This is a genomic window from Micromonospora sp. WMMD558 (assembly GCF_049315255.1).
Lineage (GTDB): Bacteria > Actinomycetota > Actinomycetes > Mycobacteriales > Micromonosporaceae > Micromonospora.
The window spans coordinates 2,079,060-2,098,313 of record NZ_CP186061.1; the positions used below are offsets into that span (position 1 = coordinate 2,079,060).

Annotated in this window: 19 protein-coding genes; 11 read left to right on the forward strand and 8 right to left on the reverse strand. The window is 73.8% G+C overall.

Annotated features, from left to right (window positions below; all coding sequences use genetic code 11):
- Position 1: 1 nt before the first annotated feature.
- The 3 genes from mshD to ACN26Y_RS10155 form a co-directional block, all read right to left on the reverse strand.
- Positions 2-928, reverse strand: a complete 927-nt coding sequence (gene mshD, locus ACN26Y_RS10145; protein ID WP_155330054.1) for a mycothiol synthase — start codon at positions 926-928, stop codon at positions 2-4.
- A 134-nt stretch (positions 929-1,062) separates the two neighbouring features.
- Positions 1,063-1,920 (reverse strand): polysaccharide deacetylase family protein, encoded by an 858-nt coding sequence (locus ACN26Y_RS10150; protein WP_422734642.1) that lies wholly within the window; start codon positions 1,918-1,920, stop codon positions 1,063-1,065.
- Positions 1,921-2,053: 133 nt separating this feature from the next.
- Positions 2,054-2,773, reverse strand: coding sequence for a winged helix-turn-helix transcriptional regulator (locus ACN26Y_RS10155; protein ID WP_196255832.1), 720 nt, complete (start codon positions 2,771-2,773; stop codon positions 2,054-2,056).
- 243 nt (positions 2,774-3,016) lie between these two features.
- Between ACN26Y_RS10155 and ACN26Y_RS10160 the strand changes: the two genes are divergently transcribed.
- The 5 genes from ACN26Y_RS10160 to ACN26Y_RS10180 all read left to right on the forward strand — a co-directional run bounded on the left by ACN26Y_RS10160 (position 3,017) and on the right by ACN26Y_RS10180 (position 6,429).
- Positions 3,017-4,036 carry a hypothetical protein gene (locus ACN26Y_RS10160; RefSeq protein ID WP_155330056.1) on the forward strand — a complete coding sequence of 340 codons (1,020 nt, stop codon included), beginning with the start codon at positions 3,017-3,019 and terminating at the stop codon, positions 4,034-4,036.
- 78 nt (positions 4,037-4,114) lie between these two features.
- Positions 4,115-4,900, forward strand: coding sequence for a DUF2993 domain-containing protein (locus ACN26Y_RS10165; protein ID WP_422734644.1), 786 nt, complete (start codon positions 4,115-4,117; stop codon positions 4,898-4,900).
- A 71-nt stretch (positions 4,901-4,971) separates the two neighbouring features.
- Positions 4,972-5,049: an Ms5788A family Cys-rich leader peptide gene (locus ACN26Y_RS10170; RefSeq protein WP_311202345.1), complete on the forward strand. Its 78-nt coding sequence runs from the start codon at positions 4,972-4,974 to the stop codon at positions 5,047-5,049.
- A 204-nt stretch (positions 5,050-5,253) separates the two neighbouring features.
- Complete coding sequence (locus ACN26Y_RS10175; protein WP_155330058.1) at positions 5,254-6,102, forward strand: sulfurtransferase; 849 nt, start codon at positions 5,254-5,256, stop codon at positions 6,100-6,102.
- A 3-nt stretch (positions 6,103-6,105) separates the two neighbouring features.
- A complete protein-coding gene (locus tag ACN26Y_RS10180) occupies positions 6,106-6,429 on the forward strand; it encodes a DUF1416 domain-containing protein (RefSeq protein ID WP_366598127.1) in 324 nt (107 codons plus the stop codon).
- 494 nt (positions 6,430-6,923) lie between these two features.
- Here the strand turns inward: ACN26Y_RS10180 and ACN26Y_RS10185 are convergent, their stop codons facing one another.
- Positions 6,924-11,294: a S8 family serine peptidase gene (locus ACN26Y_RS10185; RefSeq protein WP_422734645.1), complete on the reverse strand. Its 4,371-nt coding sequence runs from the start codon at positions 11,292-11,294 to the stop codon at positions 6,924-6,926.
- A 252-nt stretch (positions 11,295-11,546) separates the two neighbouring features.
- Here ACN26Y_RS10185 and ACN26Y_RS10190 point away from each other — a divergent pair, with 252 nt between their 5' ends.
- Together ACN26Y_RS10190 and ACN26Y_RS10195 are read left to right on the forward strand one after the other, a co-directional pair.
- Positions 11,547-12,026: a winged helix-turn-helix domain-containing protein gene (locus ACN26Y_RS10190; protein ID WP_422734646.1), complete on the forward strand. Its 480-nt coding sequence runs from the start codon at positions 11,547-11,549 to the stop codon at positions 12,024-12,026.
- A gap of 149 nt (positions 12,027-12,175) precedes the next feature.
- Positions 12,176-13,033, forward strand: coding sequence for a hypothetical protein (locus ACN26Y_RS10195; protein ID WP_422734647.1), 858 nt, complete (start codon positions 12,176-12,178; stop codon positions 13,031-13,033).
- 58 nt (positions 13,034-13,091) lie between these two features.
- On the opposite strand, the gene ACN26Y_RS10200 is transcribed toward ACN26Y_RS10195, so the two are convergent.
- From ACN26Y_RS10200 to ACN26Y_RS10210, 3 genes are all read right to left on the reverse strand, one after another.
- Positions 13,092-15,149, reverse strand: a complete 2,058-nt coding sequence (locus ACN26Y_RS10200) for a glycogen debranching N-terminal domain-containing protein (RefSeq protein WP_155330062.1) — start codon at positions 15,147-15,149, stop codon at positions 13,092-13,094.
- On the reverse strand, positions 15,146-15,526 hold the full coding sequence (locus ACN26Y_RS10205) for an SCP2 sterol-binding domain-containing protein (RefSeq protein WP_422734648.1): 381 nt from the start codon (positions 15,524-15,526) through the stop codon (positions 15,146-15,148). Before ACN26Y_RS10205 ends, ACN26Y_RS10200 begins: the two co-directional genes overlap by 4 nt.
- 83 nt (positions 15,527-15,609) lie before the next feature.
- Complete coding sequence (locus ACN26Y_RS10210) at positions 15,610-15,972, reverse strand: DsrE family protein (protein ID WP_155330064.1); 363 nt, start codon at positions 15,970-15,972, stop codon at positions 15,610-15,612.
- Between the two features lie 24 nt (positions 15,973-15,996).
- Between ACN26Y_RS10210 and mtfM the strand changes: the two genes are divergently transcribed.
- The gene (gene mtfM / locus ACN26Y_RS10215) at positions 15,997-16,101 is read left to right on the forward strand and encodes a small membrane protein MtfM (RefSeq protein WP_267897534.1); all 105 of its coding nucleotides are present in this window, start codon (positions 15,997-15,999) and stop codon (positions 16,099-16,101) included.
- Positions 16,102-16,135: 34 nt separating this feature from the next.
- Positions 16,136-16,729, forward strand: a complete 594-nt coding sequence (locus ACN26Y_RS10220) for an FABP family protein (protein ID WP_155330065.1) — start codon at positions 16,136-16,138, stop codon at positions 16,727-16,729.
- A gap of 33 nt (positions 16,730-16,762) precedes the next feature.
- Here ACN26Y_RS10220 and ACN26Y_RS10225 read toward each other — a convergent pair whose 3' ends face one another.
- On the reverse strand, positions 16,763-17,617 hold the full coding sequence (locus ACN26Y_RS10225) for an aminotransferase class IV (RefSeq protein ID WP_422734649.1): 855 nt from the start codon (positions 17,615-17,617) through the stop codon (positions 16,763-16,765).
- Positions 17,618-17,685: 68 nt separating this feature from the next.
- On the opposite strand from ACN26Y_RS10225, the gene ACN26Y_RS10230 reads away from it, so the two are divergent.
- Positions 17,686-18,114, forward strand: a complete 429-nt coding sequence (locus ACN26Y_RS10230; protein ID WP_155330067.1) for a Fur family transcriptional regulator — start codon at positions 17,686-17,688, stop codon at positions 18,112-18,114.
- A complete protein-coding gene (locus tag ACN26Y_RS10235) occupies positions 18,111-19,223 on the forward strand; it encodes a YgfZ/GcvT domain-containing protein (RefSeq protein WP_155330068.1) in 1,113 nt (370 codons plus the stop codon). Before ACN26Y_RS10230 ends, ACN26Y_RS10235 begins: the two co-directional genes overlap by 4 nt.
- Positions 19,224-19,254 lie beyond the last annotated feature (31 nt).

Genomic DNA, 19,254 nt, shown 5'->3' on the forward strand with positions numbered 1-19,254 from the left:
CTCAGCCCAGGTGGTAGTTGACGTGCGCGGACCAGCGGGCGAAGCCGAGCCGCTCGTACAGGGCCACCGCCGCGGTGTTGGACTCGTCGACGTAGAGCATCACCCGGTCCAGGCCGCGCCGGTCCCGCAGGTACGCGAGGCCGGCCGCGGTCAGCGCCTTGCCGAGCCCGCCGCCGTGGGCGCCCGGGTCGACACCCAGCACGTACACCTCGCCGATCGGGGCCGAGCCGGGCCGCTCGTGGACCTTCGTCCAGTGGAAGCCGAGCAACTCACCCGTCGGCTCGGCCACGGCGAGCAGGAAACCGGCCGGGTCGAACCACGGCTCGTCGAGGCGTACCCGCAGGTCGGCGGCGGTCCAACGGCCCTGCTCGGGGTGGTCGGCGAAGGCCCGCGCGTTGAGCGCCAGCCAGGCGTCGTCGTCGGCGCCCGGCCGGTACGCGCGCAGCGTCACCCCGTCGGGCAGGCGCGGCTCGGGAACCGGGGCGGTGAGCGGCCGGCGCAGTTGCCACAGCACCCGGGCCCGTGCGAAGCCCAGATCTACCGCGAGGGCGGCGGCCGAGGGGTGGTCGCCGTGCGCCCAGGCGCGCAGCGGCCCGGTCGCCGCCGTCACCACGCCGCGGGCCAGGGCACGTCCGGTGCCACGCCGGCGGTGGGCGGGATGGACCACCATCTCCACGCCGATGCCCGCCGCCGGGTCGGTGATGTCCAGGTGTGCGTACCCGGTGATGGTGCCGTCGTCGGCGCGGGCCGTGAGGTGCGCGGCCGGCGCCCGCCCGTCCCGGAGCCGGAGCAGGACGTGCTCGTCGAGCGGGTCCGCGCCGTCGGCGTCCCCGGCGGCGCGGGCGAGGGCCAGCACGTCGGCGATCTCCGTCGGGTCGAGTCGGTCGGTCCGGTACACCCGGTCGCGGGCGGGTTCGGGGCTGCTCACCGGGTCACCGTAGCCCGTCCCCCGGGCCGGCTCCGGTGGACCGGGCGGCATCCGCAGCCGTCGCGCCGCCGGGGTGGCCGCCGATTCCGGCCACGCGGTCCCGGCACCGTCGCCCGCGCTCGTGGGCAGCATCGTCATGTCGGGTCGGGGGGCAGGGCCGCCACCTGGAACCGGCTGGTGAGGTCCGGCAGGATCCGGTACAGCGCGTCCACTGTGCCCTGCCGGTCGCCGCCGGCGTCGTGCAGCAGCACGACCGCACCCGGCTCCACGCCGGTGGTCACCGTCGACGCGATGTGGCCCGCGCCGGGCACGCGCCAGTCGGCCGGGTCGACCGTCCAGTGCAGCGGGATCATGCCGAGTTCCTGTGCCACCGAGACCACCGGGTACGTCCAGGCGCCGCCGGGCTGCCGGTAGTAGGCGATCGGCGCGTCCGGCGCCGCCGCCCGGATCGCCTCGGTCGTCCGGAGCAGGTCGGCCCGGATCCGATCCGGCGACCGGGCACCGAGCGTGACGTCGTGGTTCCAGGTGTGGTTGCACAGCGTGTGGCCGTCGGCCACGATCGCCTGGATCAGGTCGGGGTGGTTGCCTGCGTTCTCGCCGACCACGCAGAACGTCGCGGTGACGTTGAAGTCCCGCAGGATCGCGAGGACCTGCGGGGTGTAGCGGGGGTCCGGCCCGTCGTCGAAGGTCAGCGCCACCGTGGACGTGCCGGTCGTGCTGCGGGCGCCGTACGTGCGGATGCCGTCGACGATCTCCGGTTCGCCGGTGTCCTTCCGCGGGCCGGCGGGGTCACCCGACCGCGACGGGCGGGTGCCGGTCTCCCCGGACGGGGGCGGCTGGTCGCCGTAGTGCGGACCGGTGGCGCTGGTGGTGACGCCGGATCGCAGTCCGTCCGGCACGAGGCTGCGGGCGATCGCGTACGCCGAACCGAGCAGCGCGGTCAGCACCAGCAGCACGATGCCGAGGCTGCGGGCGGCCGGGGAGAGCCGCATCAGTCAGCCCGCCTGTGACGAACCGTCGCCCCCGTGGTCAATTCGCGCACCGCCGCCCCCTCTGACTGGCCAAACCTGGCAGTCAGAATAAAGTGAGCTATCCGCGCAAAAGGGGCGAATACTCGAATGGGGCTCAGACCGGCAGTGGCGCGTGCTCGCTCTCCGGCAGCGACCGCGACGGCGGGACGACGAACTTGTAACCGACCTGGCGGACCGTGCCGATCATCGACTCGTACTCCGAGCCGAGCTTGGCCCGCAGCCGACGGACGTGCACGTCCACCGTGCGGGTGCCGCCGAAGTAGTCGTAGCCCCAGACCTCGCGCAGCAGCTGGTCGCGCGTGAAGACCCGGCCCGGGTGCTGCGCCAGGAACTTCAGCAGCTCGAACTCCTTGTACGTGAGGTCGAGCGGCCGGCCCTTCAGCTTCGCGGCGTACGTGTCGGGGTCGATCGTGAGCTCGCCCGCCCGGATCGAGCCACCGGCGCCGGCGGTCGCGTTGCTCAGCCGGCCCACCGCCAGGCGCAGCCGGGCCTCGACCTCGGCCGGACCCGCCGCGGCGAGGATGACGTCGTCGACGCCCCAGTCCGCGTTGAGGGCGATCAGCCCGGCCTCGGTGACCACGGCGACCAGTGGCACGCCGAGCCCGGTGGCGTGCAGCATCCGGCAGGTGGCGCGGGCCTCGCTCAGCTCGGAGCGGGCGTCGACCAGCACCGCGTCGGGGCTGGGGCCGGCGACCAGCGTGCGGACGTCGCGCGGCGCGGTGCGGACCGAGTGGGGCAGCAGGTCGAGCGCCGGCAGCACAGCGGACGGTTCGCCTGCTCGCGCGGTCACCAGCAGCAGGATCTCCACGATCACCTCCGTCCCGGCGGCCCTCGGCCGCGCGCGACCAGCGGCACACTCCTCGCGGGTGGCGCTGAGAACTTGCGTGGTCCCGGCGTCGCTGACGGGCGGGGTAACGGCTTGAGCGTAACCGATCGCCCCGGCTGGACCTCCGCGCCATTTCCCGTTTGCCCGATGTGCCCTTGATCGCGCCACAGCTTTTAACCTCGCCGAAACCGTGACCCCCGTGGCCGGGGCCGGGTCTGGCACGATCGGTGGGTGTTTCCCTCCAGCACGCCGGACACCGGCCGTGACCCGTGGCCCGACCAGCCCCCGGGCGGCCCGCCGCGCGCGGGCGACGACCAGGAGCGGGCGGAACGCGGTGGCCCCCGCCGGGCCCGGCGCGACGGGGAGCCGGCGCGCCGACCCGCCATCGAACCAGGGGACGAGAAGGCCGAGGAGGTCACCCCGCCCGTCGAGGTGCGGCGGCCGCTCGCGCTGAGCGTCGCCGGCTTCGCCGCCCTGCTCGGAGCCGGTCTGGTGCTGGCGGCGCAGACCTCGGGGCCCGGTCACCGGCTGCCGTTCACGATCGTCGTCCTCAGCGTCCAACTGCTCTCGGTGCTGGCCTGGACGATGGCGGCGCGGCCGCCCGCGCTGGCGGTGGTCGCCGCGGTCAGCGCCGTCGCGGCGGTCGCGGCCGACACGGTTGCCGTGCGGACCGACGTCGCCCGGCTCATGCCCCTGGTGCAGATCCTCCTGGCGGGGCTGGTGGCCGCCGTACTCGGCCAGCTCGTCCGCCGTGTCGACCGGGTGCGGGTCACCGACTCGCTCCGGGGTACCGCGCTGATCGTGGCCGGCGTTGTGGCGTTCGGCACGCTGATCGTGCTCAGCCGGATCCCGGCGGGGACCCAGGCCATCACGGTCTGCCTCACCGCCGCCGGCGTCGCGCTCACCGTCGCCCGGGCCACCGACGCGTTCGCCGCCTGGCCCCGACTGGCCCCCCAGGTCCCCCGGGGCGCGGCCGGCGTGGTCGGCGGCGCCATGGTCGGCACGCTCGTCAGCGCGCTCCTCGGCAGCTACCTGGTGACCCCGTTCACCCCGACCCGGGCCGCGATCATGGGCCTGGTCGCGGCCGTCGCGGCCGTCCTCGCCGACCTGGCGGTCGGGTACGCGGAGGCGGGCCGCCTGATGGCCGGCGAGCAGCCCACCATGTGGGTGGCCCGGCACATGCAGGGCCCCCTCGCCGGCTTCGCCCTCGCCGCCCCGGCCGCGTACGCCCTGTGCAAGCTCGTGCTCTGACCGGAGATTGAGAATTCGACCGTTCGGGTACCACCGGGGCGCCGCGACGCGGCAACGGTGAGGACGACAGGAGGCGGCGTGACCGACGAGTACGCGTACCAGGAGCGGCCCCGGCGGCGGGGGCGCCGCGCACTCGTCGTCCTCCTCGTCCTGCTGCTGGTCCTGGCCGGCCTGCTGGTCGTGGCCGACCGGGTGGCGGCCGGGGTGGCCGAGCGCGCGATCGCCGACCAGGTGCGGCAGGAGATCGCCAAGCAGGACGCCCAGTCGTCCCCGCCGGAGGTCGAGATCGGCGGCTTCCCGTTCCTCACCCAGGTGCTCGACGGCCGGTACGAACGCATCTCCATCGGGCTGCGCGAGGTGCGCGGCTCGGTGCAGGGCGACGCGGTCGCGCTGCCGACGCTCGACGTGGACGCCCGCAACGTGGCCGCCTCGCTGGACACTATCCGGTCCGGGCAGGGTGACGTGGTCGCCGAGACCGTCAACGGCACCGGCATCATCAGCTACGACAGCCTGACGGCGCTGCTCGACCGTGACGGGCTGCGGCTGGGCGAGCAGGGCGGCCGGCTCGCGGTGACCGCCCCGGTGGACATCCTCGGGCAGCGGCTGACCGTCACCGGCACCGCCGACATCACGGTCAGCGAGCAGGGAGCGGTGGCCCTGCGGTTCAACAACCTGACCGCCGAGGGGCTGCCCAACGTGCCGTTGGCGCGCACGCTGCTCAACAACTACGCGCAGAGCATCTCGATCGACGTGCCCCTGCCGGAGTTGCCGTTCCAGCTCGCGGTCCGCGAGGTCCGTCCGCTGCCCGAGGGGCTCCAGGTGACCGCGGACGCGAGCAACGTGCCGATCAACGCGGTGGGCTGACCGTCCGGGCGCGTCCCGGATGCTGGTCCGTCCGCTGGCGTCACCGGGGATCGCTGGTAGGCTCCCTGGCCATGGGGACGCTCCTCACCAAACGGCGCGCGGTCGACCTGTGCCGCGTGGCCACCTGCCTGTGTCGCCCCGTCATCTGACGGCGGGGCTGTCCTCGGCTGCCTAGCGGCCAACGGCACGCAGGAGCTTCTTTCTTCTCCCGTGCTCACTTTCAACGCCCGGCAGCGGCGCCGTCGCACGAACCCGTGATCCGTCCATACGGTGGATTCCGCGCGCGGTGCGATCCTCACATCTTTCGATGCCTCGTGCTGGTTCACCGTCCATCTTCACCAGGGAGTGATCTGATGAGTCGCGACACCGCACTCGTCTCGGCCGACTGGGCCGAGAAGAACCTCGACGCCCCGGGCGTCGTCTTCGTCGAGGTCGACGAGGACACCTCGGCCTACGACACCGGCCACCTGCCCGGCGCGATCAAGCTCGACTGGAAGACCGACCTGCAGGACCCGGTCCGCCGGGACTTCGTCAACAGGTCCCAGTTCGAGGCGCTCCTCTCGGAGCGGGGCATCGCCAACGACGACACCGTCATCCTCTACGGCGGCAACAACAACTGGTTCGCCGCGTACGCGTACTGGTACTTCAAGCTCTACGGCCACGGGGACGTCAAGCTGCTCGACGGCGGCCGCAAGAAGTGGGAGCTGGACGCCCGCCCGCTGGTCAAGGACGCGGTGACCCGTCCGGCGACCCAGTACGCGGCCCAGGAGCCGGACAACAGCATCCGGGCCTTCCGCGACGAGGTGGTCGCCGCCATCGGCGCCAAGAACCTGGTCGACGTGCGCAGCCCCGACGAGTACGCGGGCCGTCTCCTCGCCCCCGCGCACCTGCCGCAGGAGCAGGCGCAGCGCGCCGGCCACGTCCCGACCGCGATCAGCGTTCCGTGGTCGAAGGCGGCCAACGAGGACGGCACCTTCAAGTCCGACGACGAGCTGCGCAGGATCTACGCCGAGGCCGGGCTGGACGACAGCAGGGAGACCATCGCGTACTGCCGGATCGGCGAGCGCTCCTCGCACACCTGGTTCGTGCTCCAGGAGCTGCTCGGCCACCGCAACGTGAAGAACTACGACGGTTCCTGGACCGAGTACGGCTCGCTGGTCGGCGTGCCGGTCGCGCTCGGTGACGAGCCGGGGGAGGCCTGAGTCATGACCGCACCCACCGCCGCCGGTTGCGCCGCACCGGACCAGGCCGCACCGCTGCCCGCCAGCCTCGACCTGGAGAAGGAGACCGTCATCACCGGCGTCGTCCGCTCCACCGAGGGCGAATCGGTGCCGGGCGCGTACGTCCGGCTGCTCGACTCCACCGGTGAGTTCACCGCCGAGGTGGTCACCTCACCGGCCGGGCAGTTCCGCTTCTTCGCCGCCCCCGGCACGTGGACGCTGCGGGCGCTCTCCCGTCACGGCAACGGCGACACCGCCGTGACCGCCGCCCGGGGCATCAACGAGGTGGCCGTCACGGTCGCCAACTGACCCACGCTCTGCATCGACTCGCGGCCCGCCACCCCGTACGGGGCGGCGGGCCGCAGCCGTTCCTGCGAGAACGTGGGCCGCAGCCGAGTCGGCCGCCCGGAGGGTCAGGCGGACGACAAAGCGCCGGGACCGCCAGTCGCGCAGCGCCCGCTTGACCGAGGTGACCGATCGTCACCACGGCAAGGGCGTCTTGTGACCGATCCGAAGACGTGGCTCCGAAAGCCCTGAGGGGCTCACTCGCCGTCGGGGGCGGGCGACGCAGCGTCAGCGACTGGAACCGGTAGCCGCGGGCCGTCGGTCGCAACGCACCGTCACCTCGAAGGACATGGCTCACGCCTGGATCCCTTTGGAGCTGATCCACCTGTGTCGTCAAGCAGCAGACGGTCGACGGGGCACCGAAGTTGATGCATTGACGGCATCAGCTCCAAAGGAGCGACCGGAGTGGTTCTTCCGGCTGGGGTCGGCCGGAGCCTCGGTACAACGAGGCGCTCACCTCAGATGCCGGTCGCTCTCGTGCAGGGCGAGGAGGGATCGAGGGCGAAGTCGAGCGTGCCGACGAAGCCGGCCCGGACCCGGGTGCGCCGTACCTCGGGGACCCAGCCGTCCTTGGCGACGATCACGTCGTAGCGGCCCTTGGGCAGCCACCACGCGTACCGGCCGGACGCGTCCGCGGTCAGGGTGTAGCCGGCGCTGCCGCCGACCAGGTTCACCCGGACCGTCGCCGGTACGCCGACCGTCACGCCACCGCAGGTCACCCCGGTGACCGTGCCCAGGAGCTTGCCCCAGCTCGCCGGCGGCGACACGTTCATCTCGACCGTCACCGGTGGCACCGGGTACGGCACGTCGGCCGCGAACGCCAGCTCACCCGCGTACCGTCCGGGCTGCGCGACTCCGGCGGCGGCCGTCGCGGTGAGCGTGACGGTCACCGTGCGGGACGCTCCCGGCGCCAGCGTGAAGCTGGTGGGCGAAGTGCCGAGCCAGGGCAGGTCCGCCTCCTCCGCGCACAGCTCCAGGCCACCCAGCCGCTCGCTCTGCACCGACCCGACGAACGAGGTGGGCGAGCCGCCGATCCGGTACGCCCCGCACGCGGCGGCGCCCCGGTACCGGGCGAACCCGGTGTTCGGCAGGTCCCGCCAGCTGCCCGTCGCCGGGTCGTAGCCGACCGTCCGGTTCGTCACCACGCTGGACCCGCTGGTCACGCCGCCGGCCAGCACGAGCATCCCGCCGGCCGCCGCGTACTGCGAGGCCCACATCTCCAGCGGCAGGTCGGCGATCCGGGTCCAGCCGTCCGAGGCCGGGTCGTACCGGTACGCGTCGGTGTACTCGGTACTGCCGGTGCCCCCGGCGCAGTACACCTGGGCGCCGATTCCGCCGCAGCTCAGCCAGGCGACCGGGTGCGGGTAGGGTGCGCCGGTGGTGAAGGTTCCGGTCTTCGGGTCGAACGCCAGCAGCCGGTCGGTCTCGGCGCACGCCCCGTCCGTGCAGCCGCCCACGAGGTAGACCTTGCCGCCCGCGACCGCCGTCCCGGCGGCGGCGACCGGTGTCGGGTTGGCCGCCCCGGCCAGCGTGCTCCAGGTGCCGGTGCCCGGATCGAACACGTCGACCGACGCGACGGTGTTCTCGTCGGCACCCCAGCCACCGAACACGTAGAGTTTGCCGCCGACCGCCGCGACGGCCGGCTTGGCGCGGGCGGTCGGCAGGTCGGGCAGCGCCGTCCAGGCCGCCGTGCCCGGGTCGTACGCCCAGGCCAGGCGCTCGGTCCCGGTTCCGCTGCCACCGCCGACCGAGTAGACCCGTCCGTCGAGCCACGCGGCCGCGTTGTCGAAGACCGCCGCCGGCAGGTCGGCGATCCGGGTCCAGGCTTCGTCCGCCGACGGGGTGACCTCCGGCGCCGCGCCGCCGTACGCGGTCCCGGTGCGTGCCTTGCTGATCCCCTTCACCGTGACCTCGCGCAGCGGGGCTCCCGCCCGGTTGAGCAGGTCGAACCGTCCGGCCCGCTCCAGCATCTCCACCGTCGCCGGGGCGGTGCCGGTGTTCGTCACCGTGAGCCGGGTGCTCCGGGTGCTGCCGTACCGCTGGTGGGACTCCACCTGCCCCGGGGTGACCGTGAGTCGGCCGGCGGCCAGCGCGAAGTCGACCCGCCGCACGTCGCCGGCGACGACCGTGACGTCGCGGGTGGCCGGTGCGTACGGCCTCAGCGTCGCGGTGAGAGGGTGGGTCCCGGTGCGGCCGGAGAAGAGCCAGTAGAAGCCGTCCGGCTGGGTCGGGTCCTCGGGTGTGGCGGCCGAGTCGCCCCGGTCGGCGGGGCGGTCCACGCTGGTCACGGAGACCCCGTTCACCGGCGTGCCGGAGTTGCGGTCGGTCGTCCTGCCGACCACCAGGCCGCCGGGCACCGGCGTGCAGTCCCGGTTGACGAGGGTGACGTCGTCGACCTGCCACCACCAGGCGAACGTGCCCGTGAAGCGGAACCGCACGCGGACGTCGGACGCGCCCCCGGCCCCGGTCAGCGGCACCTCCTCGATGCGGGGCCCGCGCCGGCTGGACGTCTGGTGCCAGACGTTGGTCCAGTTGGCGCCGCCGTCGGTGGAGACGTCCACGTCGGCGGCGTCGTTCACCCCCACCGCGCGCCAGTCGCTGCGGAAGCGCAGGACGGGCGCGGGCGCGCCGGACAGGTCCACCGGCGGGGTCACCAGGTCGGTGTCCTGGGTGTTGCCGGAGCCCAGCGTGTCACTGTCGACGATCGCGAAGCCACCGCTGCCGCCGGTGAGGTTGCCGCGAGCCCCGGGGTCGTCGAAGACCCAGCCGCCCTTGTCGGTGCGGTTGGCCACCGACCACCCCTGCGGTGCGGTCGTGCCGTCGAAGCCCTGCGTGAGCAGCGACGGGCCGAAGTTGCCGGTGTAGCCGGCGGCGGTGCAGGCCGGGTCGACCGGCAGCGCGATGTCCGCCGTGGCGGAGCCGTAGCCGACCGGCACGTCCCGCGTCACGGTGCGGTAGCCCGGGTACCGGGCCGTGACGGTGATCCGGTACCCGGTGTTCCCGGCCACGGTGGCCGACCAGCGGCCGGTCGCCGGGTCGGTGAAGACCGGGCCGCCCGGACGGCCGGCCACGTCGACGCGAGCGTAGAGCGGCCAGCCGTGCCCGGAACCGTCGGTGACCCGGCCGCCCAGGGTGACTGTCGGGCTCGCCGCCAGCGCGAAGTCCCGGGTGGCCGCAGCGCCCTCGGCGACCGTGACCGTGGCCGACTGCGTGGCGAAGCCGTACGCGGAGACCGTCACGGTCGTCTCGCCGGCCGGCACGGTCAGGGCGTACCGGCCGTCGGGGCCGGTGGTGACGGTGCGGGTGCCGTCGCCGACGGTCGCCCCGGCAACCGGATCCCCGTCAGCGGCCGAGGTCACCGTGCCGGTGATCCGGCCGACCGCCCCGCGCGGGGCGCCGCGCACCGCCTCGTACGCGTCGAGGCGCCCTTCACCGAAAACGTTGTTGTCGGCGGCGGACCCGCCGCAGGTGGTGGCGTCGACGTCCCGGGCGGTGCGGTCCAGCAACGCCTCGGTGGCGGCGACGTCCCCGCGCAGGCCGGGGGCGGCCGACCAGACCAGGGCCGCCGCTCCGGCGACGTGCGGTGCCGCCATCGACGTGCCGTTGAAGGCCGCGTAACCGCCGCCGGGCACGCTGGAGCGGACGGCCACCCCGGGGGCGGCGACGTTCGGCTTCAGCGGGTCGGTGCCGGAGCCGCGACCGGAGAAGTCGGCGATGGCGCCGTTCGACGCGTACGCCCCGACGGCGTACGCGGTCGGGTGGTCGCCGGGCGAGCCGGCGCTGCCACAGGCCGGACCGTCGTTGCCGGCGGAGAAGACCGGGAAGATGCCGGCGGCCCGCCAGGCGGCGACGGTCTGCTGGTACCAGGGATCGCCCCCGTCGCCGCCCCACGAGTTGTTCACGATGTCCGGACGCAGGTCAGGTCGCGGGTTCTGCCCGTCCGGGTCGGTCGGGGCGAGGATCCACTGGCCGGCGGCGAGCAGCGAGGCGTCCGAACACGTGTTCGCCTCGCATCCCTTCGCGGCCATCCACCGCGCGCCCGGGGCGACGCCGATCTGGTTGCCCGCCCCGTCGTCGCCGACCATCGTGCCCATCACGTGGGTGCCGTGGTCGTTGTTGTCGCAGGGCGCCGGGCCGGGGCACACCCCGGTCGGGTCGTACCAGTTGTAGGCGTGGTCGAAGCTGCCGCCGAGGTTGCCCCGGTAGGAACGCACCAGGGCGGGATGGTCGTACTGCACGCCGCTGTCGATGTTCGCCACCACGACGCCCTCGCCGCGGTCGCCGAACTCGTCCCACACCCGCGGCGCGCCGATGTCGGTGAGACCCCACTCGACGGCGGCGGTCCGGGCGCGGCCGACCGTGGCCGGCGTCGGCCGGACCAGCGGGTAGCTGCGGGTGGGTTCGATCCGGGCGACCTCGGGCCGGCCCGCCAGCTCGTCGATCAGGGCCCGGTCGCCACGGACGCGGAGGGCGTTCGCGATCCAGTACGACGTGTGCTCCACCTTGCGCCCGTCCAGCAGTTCGCGGAGGTCGCGCTGGGTGCGTTCGGCGGTACCGGTCAGCAGCCGGTGCACGGCGCGGGCCCGGCCGTCCGCGTCCCGCAGCTTCGCCGTGTCGGCGAGCGGGGCGGTCTCCCGCAGGTACACCAGGAACGTCGTGCTACCGGTGGCGGTACGGCCGTCGAGCAGCCCCGGCGCGACGGTCGCCCGGGCCGGGGTGCCGGGCGGCGGCGCGGCGAGCGCGGGCTGGGCGGTCAGCCCGAGCACCAGCGCGCCGAGCGTGACGGCCACCCGCCGCAGGCGGGACCGTGTGGATGGTCGTACGAACACTGTTCCCTCCCGACGTCCGCGGTCCGGGCGGTTCCGGCCCCACGGAAGTCATGGTCGTAGGCCGACAGAGGGCGATCAATGGAATGTTTCGGTCAGTACCTGGTCAGTGACGGGGCGCGATTCTGGCCATACGCTGACCGCGAGCCCCGCCGGGACGCGTCGGCGGGTGGGAGCGTTTCACGTCAGCGCGGGCAGCCGGGAGGCAGCGTGTCCGGTGGGGGAGTCCCGATAGTTGTCTGTGTCAGCCCCGACGTGGCGGTGCGCGAGCACGTGCTGCGCCGGCTCGACGGGGTGGGGCCGGTCGTGAGCTGCGCCGACCTCGCCGAGCTGCGCGCGATGCTCTTTCCCGAGCCGCCCGCCGGGCCGACATCGACGCCGACGCCGACGCCGGTGCCGGTGCCGGTGCCGGGGGAAAGTCCGGTGACCTGCGGTGACCTGGTCGTCGACGGGCCGGGGCACCTGGTCACCTGGCGGGGGTGCCCGCTGGCGCTGACCCGTATCGAACGGGAGCTGCTGGCGCGGCTGGTCAGCCCGCCGGTCGTGCTCTGGAGCTACGAGCGGCTCTTCGCCTGCGTCTGGCGCGGCGCGTACCTCGGCGACACGGCGATCCTGCACTCGGCGATGAAGCGGCTCCGGCACAAGCTGCGCCTGCTTCCCGACGGCCCACGGGTGCAGACCGTGCGCGGTGTCGGCTACCGCTTCGTCCCCGCACCGGGCGACCCCGACGGGTGACCGCGTGGCGATGTCGGCGGCGACGCCCGGCCGCGGGGCCGGCCCGGGGGCGGCGCGCAGCCGATCGCGTCGGTTCTCCACCAGCCCCGGCGGGCCGCCGGGGTGACGCCGTCGGCGGGCGACGTGCCGGCGCGTGACACGATGGCGCGGTGAGTGCCGTCCACCCCGGGTACGCCCCGCCGACCGGTTCCGCCCGCCCGCCGGGCCGCCGCCGCGCCGCGCGTTGGTTGCTCGTCGCCACCGTGGCGTGGGCGGTGCTGCTGGCGGCGCTCACGTGGTGGTCGGTCCGCACCGACCCGCCGACCGTGAAGGAGCAGCGCACCATCGGCCAGGCCGCGCCGGTGGTCGAACGCGCGGTGGGCCGCCTCGTCGCCGCGATCGGCCCCGCGGCGGCGTGGGTCATGACGCCGGATTCGGTCGAGAAGGGGTGCCGGGTCACCCCGGTCAGCAGCGGCGCCGACCTGACCCGCGGCGTCGACGTGCTGCTCGCCGAGGGCGGGGAACGGCCCCTGCTGGACCGGGTCGCCGACGCGCTTCCCGAGCCCTGGCGGGCCGGGGTGCGGGACAGCGTGGACGGCCCCCGGCTGCGTGCCGACGCGGGTGACTTCGTCCTGGTCGAGGGCGAGGTGGCCGGCCCCGGCCGGGTCCGGTTCACGGTGGCGACCGGCTGCCGCCCGGCCGACGTGGAGTTCGTGGACTCGCTGCCGCTGCCGCTGCCCGCCGCCGGCCCGGCTCTGGACGAGGCGTCACGCGCCCTGGGCCGGCCGGCGACCGACGCCACGCGGGCGGTCGTGGCCCGCTGCCCCGACGGCGGGAAGGCCTGGACCCGCTGGATGGACGCCGGTTCCGAGCCGGTGTCGCTGGCCGCGCTGGCGCCGCTGGCCGCCGGCGCCGTCCTCGTCGACACCCCCGAGGCGTACGCCTACCGGCGCGGCCCGGACATCGTCGTCGCCGACGCCACCGGCGAGGAGCTTCGGCTCGCCGCCTCCACCGGCTGCGCCGGTTGACCGCGCCGCCGCCTCCACCGGCTGACCGCGCCGTCCGGGCGGAACACCGCCCGACGGGTCAGTGGCCTCGGCTGGAGTCGTGCGGGCCGCGGCTGCGGCCGAGGGCGTCCACCCGACCCCACCGGCCCGGGATGTCGAGCAGTTCGACCCGGCCCATGCCTTCCGGCACGTTCGGGTCGATGATGAGGTGATCCCCCTGCGGCTCCAGACCGAGGATGATCCGCAGCAGCAGCAGCGGGGTGCCGGCCGACCAGGCCTGCGGGCTGCATGCGGTGGGGTACTGCACCGGGTAGTCGGTGAGGTCCCGGTCGTAGCCGGCGAACGCCTCCGGCAGCCGGCCGGCGAAGAACCGGGAGGCGGCGAGGATCCCCTCGCAGACGAGCCCCGCCTCCTCGTGGAAGCCGTATTTCCACAGCCCCCAGGCGATGATCGAGTTGTCGAACGGCCAGACCGTCCCGACGTGGTAGCCGATCGGGTTGTACCGGCCCTGGTCGTCGGCGAGCGTCCGCACGCCCCAGCCGGAGAAGAGCCGGGGACCGAGCAGGTGCTGGGCGAGCCGCCCGGCGCGCGACTCGTCCACGATGCCGCTCCACAGAAGGTGGCCGATGTTCGAGCTGAGCGCATCCACCTGGCGGCCGTCGGCGTCGAGCGCGAGCGCGTAGTACTCCTTCTCCGGGATCCAGAAGTCCCGGTTGAACCGCATCTTCAGTTCGGCGGCCTCCCGCTCCAGCCGGTCGGCGTACGCGGGGTCGTTGAAGAACCGGCGGGCCAGCCGGGCGCCCCGCATCTTCGCGTCGTAGGCGTACCCCTGGAGTTCGCAGGTGGCGCGGGGGAAGCCCGGCAGGCGGCCGTCCCGGTACGAGATCGAGTCCCAGGAGTCCTTCCAGCACTGGTTCGCGAGTCCGGTGTCCGGGTTGCGGGTCCGGTACCAGACGTAGCCGGTCCCGAGCAGGTCGCCGTACGTGTCGATCCAGGCGAGGGCGGCGCGGATGTTGGACTCCAGCTTGATGATCAACTCGGCGTCGCCGGTCCACCGTTCGTACTCGTCGAGCAGGATCACGAACAGCGGCGTGGCGTCGGCGGAGCCGTAGTAGGGGGAGTGGGGCTGCTCCTCGAAGCCGGCGGTCTCGCCGTACCGCAGCTCGTGCAGGATCTTTCCCGGCTCTTCGTCCCGGAAATCGTCCAACCGGTGCCCCTGGAGACCGGCGAGGAGCATGATCGTCGACGGAATCAGGTCGGGCAGGAAGGGCACCACCTGCAACGCGGTGAAGATGCTGTCCCGCCCGAAGAGGGTCATGAACCAGGGCAGGCCGGCGGAGATCAGCCGGGCGCCGAGGGAGATGGACTCGTAGCGGAGGGCCGCCAGGTCGTTGAGGCTGCGCCGGTACGCCCCGGCGAGCGGCTCGCAGTCGCAGCCGAGCTTCGGCGCCCGCTCGATCAGCTCGTTCTGCTCGGCCTCGATGGCGGCCGGGTTGCGGATTCCCCCGTACGACGGCAGGTTTGTTCGGATGTCTTCGCCCCGGGCGCCGTAGATGATGGTGGCCACGTGCAGCCGGGTCGTCCACTCCCCGTGCGGCGCGATCCGGATCCGGAACGTCATCCCGGCCACGTCGATCTCGCCGGGCGCGCTGGTCGAGACCACCGTCTCCCGGTGGAAGGCCTCCCGCCGGTAGACGAGCCGCAGCTCGTTCTCGCCGACGGCGGCGGTGGTGTGGCCGTGCTTCTGGCGGACGTTCTTGATCTCGAAGAGGTCGCTGAAGTCGGCGCCGATGTCCATCCGGAGGCTGAACTCCATCTCCTCGCCGGAGTGGTTCAGGACGGTCAGCTCCTCGTCGATGCTGCCGCCGATGGCCCGGCTGCGGATCACCGACACCTTCGCGTCCACGTAGTGGGTCGGCGCGCCCGGCACCAGGAAGAACCGCGTCTGGTACGACGCCGCGTCATCCACCGACAAGGCGTGCAGGCGCTCCCCGTCGAGGGTGAGTAGCCAGGTGGACAGGAACCGGGTGTCGAACGAGAAGAGCCCGGTGGGAAAGTCCAGGGACGGTTCGATGTCCCCGCGCCGGTCGCTGACCAGGAAGGTGTTGCCGTCCAGGATGCTGATGAGCTGCTTCACGGCAGCCGCCCGGCCTGCTCACGGGCCACCTCACGAGGGTCCCGCGTGCCCGGCGGGTTCGGGAAGAAGCGGCGGAAGGCGAGGAAGAGCACCACGTTCCCGCTGAACGTGCACTCGTTGCGCAGCACCGCGGAGATGCCCTGGGCGCGTCCGGTGACGAGCCGGTCGAACAGGTCCTCGCTGCTGTACCAGATCGCGTCGGCCGGCCCGCGGTGGCGGCTCACCTCGATCGCGCCGGGCTGCATCTGGACCCGCCAGTGCTCGGTGCGGTTACCGCTGCTGAGTTCGATCTGGAGCGTCCCGCTGACCAGGCCGCGCAGGATCTCCGGGGCACGCGCCGGCAGTGATTCGAAGAATCGCTCCGTCGCGTCGGTCACATCCGAATCGTAGGCATTAGCCCGAGTTGTCGGGTCGGTTCCGCTGCGCGCGCTCGCCGGTATCCGTCGCCCGGAGCCCGGCCCTAGTAGACGAGCGCCCTGGCGTCCTCGGCCATGGTCTCCTCGACGAAGACCGCCGCGCCCGCGATCCGGACGCCCGGCAGCACGTCGCCCGGGCCGATGTCGCGCCGCGCCGCACACTGGGTGCAGGCCGTCACCCGGCCAGTGGTCAGGATCACGTGCAGCAGCTCCGCCAGCGGCGCCGAGTGCGGCAGCGCGAACTCCTGTGCCCGCCCGGGCAGCGCGAACCAGGTGGCCTCGCCGGTCAACCAGAGCGAGACGTCCACCCCGGCCGCGGCCGCGGTGGACGCGACCGTGAACGCCTGCGCGCACCGCTCCGGGGCGTCGGCGCCCGCAGTGGCCTTGACGACGAGAGTACGGGCCATGACGCCAGCATAGGATGGTCGCCGATGGTCACCGAGATTGGGTTCGTCAGCCTGTTGGTCGCCGGCCTGGGCGCGCTCGCCGGTGGCCTGGTCTACCTTGCCGTACGCATATCGAGAGGCCGTTGGTGAAGTCTGCGCCGACGGGGAAGGGCGGAGTGAACCGGTGAGCGACGAGAATCCCCTGCAGCCACCGCCGTGGCTGAACGCGCCGCCGGTCGACCCGTACCCCTACGAGGAGAGCCACGACCTGCGGGTCGGTCCGAAGCTGCACCCGACGCTGGACGGCCTGCTGCCGTACATCGGGGTGTGGCGGGGGCGCGGTCGGGGCGGCTACCCCACGATCGAGGACTTCGACTTCGCGCAGGAGATCCGGATCAGCCACGACGGCCGGCCGTTCCTGTTCTACGAGTCCCGCGCCTGGCTCCTGGACGAGCAGAGCCGGCCGGTCCGCCCCGGCGGGCGGGAGGTCGGCTGGTGGCGGCCGGTGCTCGCCGGTGACCGGGCGACCGACGAGCTGGAAGCGCTGATGACCACGCCCACCGGCGTGATGGAGCTGCACATCGGCAAGCGCACGGGCACGCAGATCGAGTTCGTGACCGACGCCGTCGTCCGCACCTCCACCGCCAAGGAGGTCACCGCCGGCCACCGCCTGTTCGGCATCGTCGAGGGCGCCCTGCTGTACGCCCAGGAGATGGCCGCCGTCGGTCACGGCCTCTCCCCACACCTCTCCGCCCGGCTGATCCGCGTCGGCGGCTGAGCACCGGCCGGGGTCCGGGCCACGGACCCCGGCTCAGGCCGGCGGCACGGGGAAACCCACCAGGGCCTGCAACCGCGCGGTGTACGCGGACCGGGGCCGGTCGACTCCGTCGATCGCACGGACCTCGACCAGGCCCCGGACCGACGAGGTGAACCAGACGCCCTCGGCGGCGTCCAGGTCGGCCGGCGTCGCCATCCGTTCGTCGGCGCCCAGCCCCGCCTCGTCGGCGTGGGCCAGCAGCCAGGCGGCGGTGGTGCCCGGAAGGATGCCGGTGCCGGCGGCCGGCACCGTGCACAGGACGTGCCCGGCCAGCCACACGACGTTCGCGATCGGGCCCTCCAGCGCGTACCCGTCGGAGGAGATCCAGAGCACGTCGTCGACGCCCGCCCGGGAGGCCCAGCGGCGGGCGGCGGTGCTCACCGCGTACGACGTCGACTTGACCCCGGCGGGCAGCCAGTCCAGGTCGGCCCGGGCCCGGGCCGGCACGCCCAGCGGCAGCGTCGCCACGGTGACGGCGTCCCGTCGGGCGTTCCGCGCCGACGCCGGCACCTGCGCCAGCGTCGCGTACACGGTGGGCGGCCCGCCGCCCTCCGGCCCCCGGGTGCAGACCAGCCGCAGCGCCCCCTCGACGTCGACGGGCCAGCCGGCGGCGACCTCGTCGAGCAGGGCGACCAGCGCCTCGGCCGGGGGCAGGGGCAGCTCCACCGCCTTCGCCGACCGGGCCATCCGCTCCAGGTGGGCCTCCCGCAGCCAGGGCCGCCCGGACCGCAGGTGCATCGTCTCGAAGAGCCCGTCGCCGCGCAGGACGCCGAGGTCGTCGCCGCGCAGCACCGGTTCCCCCACCGGCACCCGGCCGCGCCCGAGCACCGCCATTCTCGCCGCCACCATGACCGCCGAGCATAGGGCCTGTGCGGTGGTGGCCGGGGTTCCGCGCGTGGGCGAACTATGATCGGACGGTGTCCGAAACCTCCCTCGCGGAACTGCTCCGGGCCCGTGGCCTGCGGCTGACGGCGCAGCGGCAGCTCGTCCTCCAGGCGGTGCTCGACCTGGGCCACGCCACACCGGAACAGGTCCACACGGCCGTCCGTGAGGTGGCCGCGGGGGTCAACATCACCACCATCTACCGCACGCTGGAGCTGCTGGAACGGCTCGGCCTGGTGACCCACACCCACCTCTCGCACGGCTCGCCGACGTACCACGCGGCCGGTGAGGACCAGCACGTGCACCTGGTCTGCCGCGAGTGCGGCGCGATCGACGAGATCGATCCGGACCTGCTGCGCCCGCTGGCCGACCAGCTCGCCGAGCAGCGGGGGTTCTGTGTGGACATCGGCCACGTGTCGCTCTTCGGTGTCTGCGGACGCTGCCGGAACGGGGACCGGGAATGATCGACATCGAGGGTGCGGTGGCCGTCGAGAGCATCGACGAGGCCAGCCGCGACCAGCCGGAGCCGGCGCACGCGGCGGCCGGCGTACGGGGGGTGGCCGCACACTACGGCGACCCGCTGCGCGAGCAGCGCACGCTGGAGAGCGCCGTCGGCCTGGTCGACCGCTCCCACCGGGGGGTGATCGCGGTCCCCGGTGAGGAGCGGACCGGCTGGCTGCACACGCTCACCACCCAGCACCTCGGGCAACTGGCCGCCGGGCAGGGCACCGAGTTGCTGGTGCTCTCCCCGCACGGGCACGTGGAGCAGCACGCGATGGTCGCCGAGGACGGCGTCACCACCTGGCTGGACACCGAGCCCGGAGCCACCGGCGGGCTGCTCGCGTACCTGGAGCGGATGCGCTTCTTCAGCAAGGTCGACCCGCGGGACGTGACGCCGGACCACGCGCTGCTCTCGCTGGTCGGCCCGGAGGCGCCGGCCGCCCTGACGACCCTGGGCGTGAGCGGCCTCGCCGCGCCCGACGTGCTGGCGGTGCCGGGCCCCAAGTTCCACGCCGGCGCGGTGCCGCCCCGGCCCACCGTGCTCTACGACGTCCGCCCACTGCCCGTGGGCGGGTGGGCGCGTCGGGTGCCGTCGGGTGTCGACCTGCTGCTGCCCCGGGCCGCGATGGCGCAGGTGGTGGCCGAGCTGCGCGGCGCGGGGGTGCCGGTGGCGGGCCTCTGGGCGTACGAGGCGGTGCGGGTGGCGGCCCGCCGGGCCCGGGTGGGGGTGGACACCGACCACCGCACCATCCCCGCCGAGGTGGATCTGGTCGCGCCGGCCGTGCACCTGGAGAAGGGCTGCTACCGGGGGCAGGAGACGGTGGCCCGGGTGCACAACATGGGCCGGCCGCCACGCCGGCTCGTCCTCCTGCACCTCGACGGGGTGACCACCGACCGACCGCCGGCCGCGGGGACGCCGGTGACCCTCGACGGCCGGGCGGTCGGTTTCGTCGGCACCGCCGTGCTGCACCACGAGCTCGGCCAGGTCGCCCTGGCGGTGGTCAAGCGCAACGTCCCCGACGACGCCCGACTGCTCATCAACGAAACCGCCGCCGCGATAGACCCGATGTAAGGAAGGGCCCCTTCTTAACGCCTCCGGTAGA